This window comes from Natrarchaeobius oligotrophus (assembly GCF_003841465.1).
GTDB classification, from domain to species: Archaea; Halobacteriota; Halobacteria; order Halobacteriales; family Natrialbaceae; genus Natrarchaeobius; species Natrarchaeobius oligotrophus.
Genome location: NZ_REFZ01000044.1, coordinates 1 through 5,506, shown reverse-complemented (window position 1 = coordinate 5,506; position 5,506 = coordinate 1). Strand labels below are relative to the sequence as shown.

Genomic DNA, 5,506 nt, shown 5'->3' with positions numbered 1-5,506 from the left:
TCGGACCACTCGAGGTCGAAGGGGTTATGTACCCCTGGCGGCTTAGGAGTAGGTCCGAAGGAGATGAGGATCCTACCCCTGCGGTCTTCCGTACAGATGGGATCTGATGTTAGCCTTGGTAGTTCGGTGACGCCCGTTCGGTCTCCGACCGGATCGTCATCGAACGTGGACCCATGTGTGAGTGTGTACTAACATTCACCGCCAAGCTCCCATCAGGGAGCACCCTCCCCTTCTCGGGGAGAGACATTCCGGTTGATCCTGCCGGAGGTCATTGCTAGTGGAGTCCGATTTAGCCATGCTAGTTGCACGAGTTCAGACTCGTAGCAGATAGCTCAGTAACACGTGGCCAAACTACCCTATAGACCTGGACAACCTCGGGAAACTGAGGCTAATCCGGGATAGCGATCCCAGGCTGGAACTGCAGGGATCGTGAAACGCTCCGGCGCTATAGGATGTGGCTGCGGCCGATTAGGTAGACGGTGGGGTAACGGCCCACCGTGCCAGTAATCGGTACGGGTTGTGAGAGCAAGAGCCCGGAGACGGTATCTGAGACAAGATACCGGGCCCTACGGGGCGCAGCAGGCGCGAAACCTTTACACTGCACGACAGTGCGATAAGGGGACTCCATCTGCGAGGGCATATCGTCCTCGCTTTTTCCTACCGTAAGGAGGTAGGCGAATAAGGGCTGGGCAAGACCGGTGCCAGCCGCCGCGGTAATACCGGCAGCCCAAGTGATGACCGCTATTATTGGGCCTAAAGCGTCCGTAGCTGGCCGCGCAAGTCCATCGGGAAATCCGCACGCCTAACGTGCGGGCGTCCGGTGGAAACTGCTCGGCTTGGGACCGGAAGACCTGAGGGGTACGTCCGGGGTAGGAGTGAAATCCCGTAATCCTGGACGGACCACCGGTGGCGAAAGCGCCTCAGGAAGACGGATCCGACGGTGAGGGACGAAAGCTCGGGTCACGAACCGGATTAGATACCCGGGTAGTCCGAGCTGTAAACGATGTCTGCTAGGTGTGGCACAGGCTACGAGCCTGTGCTGTGCCGTAGGGAAGCCGTGAAGCAGACCGCCTGGGAAGTACGTCCGCAAGGATGAAACTTAAAGGAATTGGCGGGGGAGCACTACAACCGGAGGAGCCTGCGGTTTAATTGGACTCAACGCCGGACATCTCACCAGCATCGACAGTATGCAGTGAAGGTCAGTGTGATGAGCTTACTGGAGCTACTGAGAGGAGGTGCATGGCCGCCGTCAGCTCGTACCGTGAGGCGTCCTGTTAAGTCAGGCAACGAGCGAGACCCGCACTCTTAATTGCCAGCAACACCCTTGTGGTGGTTGGGTACATTAGGAGGACTGCCAGTGCCAAACTGGAGGAAGGAACGGGCAACGGTAGGTCAGTATGCCCCGAATGTGCTGGGCGACACGCGGGCTACAATGGCCGAGACAGTGGGATGCCACCTCGAAAGAGGGCGCTAATCTCCGAAACTCGGTCGTAGTTCGGATTGAGGGCTGAAACTCGCCCTCATGAAGCTGGATTCGGTAGTAATCGCGCCTCAGAAGGGCGCGGTGAATACGTCCCTGCTCCTTGCACACACCGCCCGTCAAAGCACCCGAGTGAGGTCCGGATGAGGCCCGGTTACCGGGTCGAATCTGGGCTTCGCAAGGGGGCTTAAGTCGTAACAAGGTAGCCGTAGGGGAATCTGCGGCTGGATCACCTCCACAGACCGGGACCAGGCCGTCGCGCCTGGCCCACCACCTGGCCACCCTGACGGGATGGCCACCCCGACCGATCGCTCTCTCTACGAGAGCGACCGGTCACCCAACTGGTTCCGCGTTCGATCGATCCGCCGACAGGCCGATCGGGCACCTTTGAACTACCGAGGCTAACACCAAGCTCTCGCAGTGGCGTGACCGCCACTGCGAGGGTGGGCCCATAGCTCAGTGGGAGAGTGCCTCCTTTGCAAGGAGGATGCCCTGGGTTCGAATCCCAGTGGGTCCATACTCGGAGCAGGTCGAAACCGTGTCCCTTATACGGGACAACTGGTTACGATCTGATCCGAACGAAACCGATGCACCACCCCGTGCAAACGTGGGTGGGAAGGGTTAATGCAGGCCAGCTGTCTACTGGCGTGCAGATGAGACCGCGTGTACGTGTAGTCCAGGCGTCCACTGGATCCGTTCCCGGGTCACATTTGGGTGCGACTCCCGTCGTACCCCAGATCCGATGAACGTGGCTACTGTGCCAGCTGGTGGATCGCTCGGCTCGAGAGCTGAAGAAGGACGTGCCAAGCTGCGATAAGCCTGAGGGACCCGCACGGAGGGGAAGAACTCAGGATCTCCGAATGGGAATCCCCACCGCAATTGCTTCGCGCAATGGGGAACGTCGGGAATTGAAACATCTTAGTACCGACAGGAAAAGAAAGCAAACGCGATGTCGTTAGTAATGGCGAATGAACGCGACGCAGTCCAAACCGAAGCCTTCACGGGCAATGTGGTGTTCGGACTGACTCTCATCAGCAGACCCTCGACGAGAAGTCTCTTGGAACAGAGCACGAAACAGGGTGACAGTCCCGTACCGTCGACCAGTATGCTGTGCGTCAGCTCCAGAGTAGCGGGGGTTGGATATCCCTCGTGAATCTCGCGGGCATCGACCGCGAAGACTAAACACTCCTCGAGACCGATAGCGAACAAGTAGCGTGAGCGAACGCTGAAAAGCACCCCAAGAAGGGAGGTGCAATAGGGCGTGAAATCAGTTGGCGATAGAGCGACGGGGCACGAAAGGTCCCGTGAGAAATGACCGAGACGCGAGTCTCCAGTAAGAATCACGGGAAGCCGGTGTTCCGTCGTACGTTTTGAAAAACGAACCAGGGAGTGTGCCTGATTGGCAAGTCTAACCCGAGTATCGGGGAAGGCGTAGGGAAACCGACATGGCCGCAGTCTTCCGACGAGGGCCGCCGTGTTCAAGCGCGGGGAGTCAATCGGGCACGACCCGAAACCGGACGATCTAGGCATGGGCAAGGTGAAGCGTGGCGAAAGCCACGTGGAGGCCTGTTAGCGTTGGTGTCCTACAATACCCTCGCGTGACCTATGTCTAGGGGTGAAAGGCCCATCGAGTCCGGAAACAGCTGGTTCCAACCGAAACATGTCGAAGCATGACCTCCGCCGAGGTAGTTCGTGGGGTAGAGCGACGGATTGGGGGACCGCACTCCGAGAGGAGTGCGCCCCCCTGTCCAACTCCGAACCTACGAACGCCGTTCGACGCGGGGAGTCCGGTGCGCGGGGTAAGCCTGTGTACCGTGAGGGAGACAACCCAGAGCTGGGTTAAGGTCCCCAAGTGTGGACTAAGTGCGATCGAAAGTGGTCCCGAGCCCTAGACAGCCGGGAGGTGAGCTTAGAAGCAGCTACCCTCTAAGAAAAGCGTAACAGCTTACCGGCCGAGGTTCGGGGCGCTGAAAATGATCGGGGCTCAAGTCCACCACCGAGACCTAGCGGCACCAGTCAGATGGTGATTCCGTAGGTTGGCGTTCCGTTCGGGTGGAAGCACGGAAGAGATTTCGTGTGGACCGTACGGAAACGAAAATCCTGGTCATAGTAGCAGCGTTAGTCGGGTGAGAACCCCGACGGCCGAACGAGTAAGGGTTCCTCAGCAATGCTGATCAGCTGAGGGTTAGCCGGTCCTAAGTCAGCCCGTAAGTCGAAGCTGACAAAAGGGAAATAGGTTAATATTCCTATGCCAGTGTGCACTCAAAGCCGACGCTTTGGGGCCGCCTCAGCCGGGCCTTCGCCCGGTCGAACAGTCGAAGATCGTGGAAGCCGTAATGGCAGGAAGCGGTCGAATGGCTGGATAGCGCAAGTGAGGTCAACCGAGAGCCCGTGAAAAGGCGAGCACACTGTCCGTACCGAGATCCGACACAGGTACTCGTGGCGGCGAAAGCCAAGGTCTGTCGGGATCAACCGACGTTAGGGAATTCGGCAAGTTAGTCCCGTACGTTCGCAATAAGGGATGCCTGCCCCGGAAAGGGGCAGGTCGCAGTGACTCGGGCGCTCCGACTGTCTAGTAACAACATAGGTGACCGCAAATCCGTAAGGACTCGTACGGTCACTGAATCCTGCCCAGTGCAGGTATCTGAACACCCCGTACAAGGGGACGAAGGACCTGTTAACGGCGGGGGTAACTATGACCCTCTTAAGGTAGCGTAGTACCTTGCCGCTTCAGTAGCGGCTTGCATGAATGGATGAACGAGAGCGCCACTGTCCCAACGTTGGGCCCGGTGAACTGTACATTCCAGTGCGGAGTCTGGAGACCCCCAAGGGGAAGCGAAGACCCTATAGAGCTTTACTGCAGGCTGTCACTGAGACGTGGTCGCCATTGTGCAGCATAGGTAGGAGCCGTTACACAGGTACCCGCGCTAGCGGGCCACCGAGGCAACATTGAAATACTACCCGATGGTGACTGCGACTCTCACTCCTGGCGGAGGACACTGGTAGCCGGGCAGTTTGACTGGGGCGGTACGCGCTTGAAAAGATATCGAGCGCGCCCCAAGGTTTCCTCACCCGAGTCGGAGACTCGGGAAAGAGCGCAAGAGCATACGGAAGCCTGACAGTGTCCGGCACAACGACGGACGCTGACGCGAAAGCGTGGTCTAGCGAACCAATTAGGCTGCTTGATGCGGCCAATTGCTGACAGAAAAGCTACCTTAGGGATAACAGAGTCGTCACCCGCAAGAGCACATATCGACCGGGTGGCTTGCTACCTCGATGTCGGTTCCCTCCATCCTGCCCGTGCAGAAGCGGGCAAGGGTGAGGTTGTTCGCCTATTAAAGGAGGTCGTGAGCTGGGTTTAGACCGTCGTGAGACAGGTCGGCTGCTATCTATTGGGGGTGTGAGGTTCCTGACGGGAACGTTCGCATAGTACGAGAGGAACTGCGAATGGGTGCCACTCGTGTACCGGCTGTTCGAAAGAGCACGTGCCGGGCAGCGACGCACCACGGGGTAAGAGCTGAACGCATCTAAGCTCGAAACCCACCTGAAAACGAGGAACCACCGAGGCCACTCGTAGAAGACGAGTTCGATAGACTCGGGGTGTACGCGTCGAGGCAACGAGACGTTGAGCCCGCGAGCACTAACAGGCCAAGCCACACAGTCATATCGCGCGATTTCACAGAAATCGCGGACTCATCGAAGTGGCTCCGCCACTTCGAGACTACATCGCATTGGATCGGGATCCGGCGAACGGATCCAGGCGCTTACTGGACTACACATACACGCGGTCAGACACCACCGATTACGGTTTGGCGACGGTTCGATTCCGTCGATCGGCGTTAGGCGGCCAGAGCGGCGGGGTTCCTCCCGTACCCATCCCGAACACGGAAGATAAGCCCGCCTGCGTATCGGCAACTACTGGAGTGGGAGACCCTCTGGGAACGTCGGTTCGCCGCCCCACTCATACTTCATTTCCACCCCCCGACAGCAACCGCTGTCGAGGGGTGGCTCACATTGCAACCGGGG

The 5,506-nt window shown here is 58.5% G+C and carries 1 tRNA gene and 3 rRNA genes; all 4 read left to right on the top strand.

The window, feature by feature from the left end:
* The first annotated feature begins 245 nt into the window (after positions 1–245).
* The 4 genes from EA472_RS21625 (at position 246) to rrf (ending at position 5,441) form a co-directional block, all read left to right on the top strand.
* Positions 246–1,718: ribosomal RNA gene (locus EA472_RS21625) — 16S ribosomal RNA — on the top strand.
* Positions 1,719–1,925: 207 nt separating this feature from the next.
* Positions 1,926–1,997, top strand: a tRNA-Ala gene (locus EA472_RS21620).
* Between the two features lie 226 nt (positions 1,998–2,223).
* A 23S ribosomal RNA gene (locus tag EA472_RS21615) occupies positions 2,224–5,142 on the top strand.
* Positions 5,143–5,319: 177 nt separating this feature from the next.
* Positions 5,320–5,441 (top strand): 5S ribosomal RNA (gene rrf / locus EA472_RS21610).
* Together the 16S, 23S and 5S rRNA genes with 1 tRNA gene alongside form the textbook arrangement of a ribosomal RNA operon.
* Positions 5,442–5,506 lie beyond the last annotated feature (65 nt).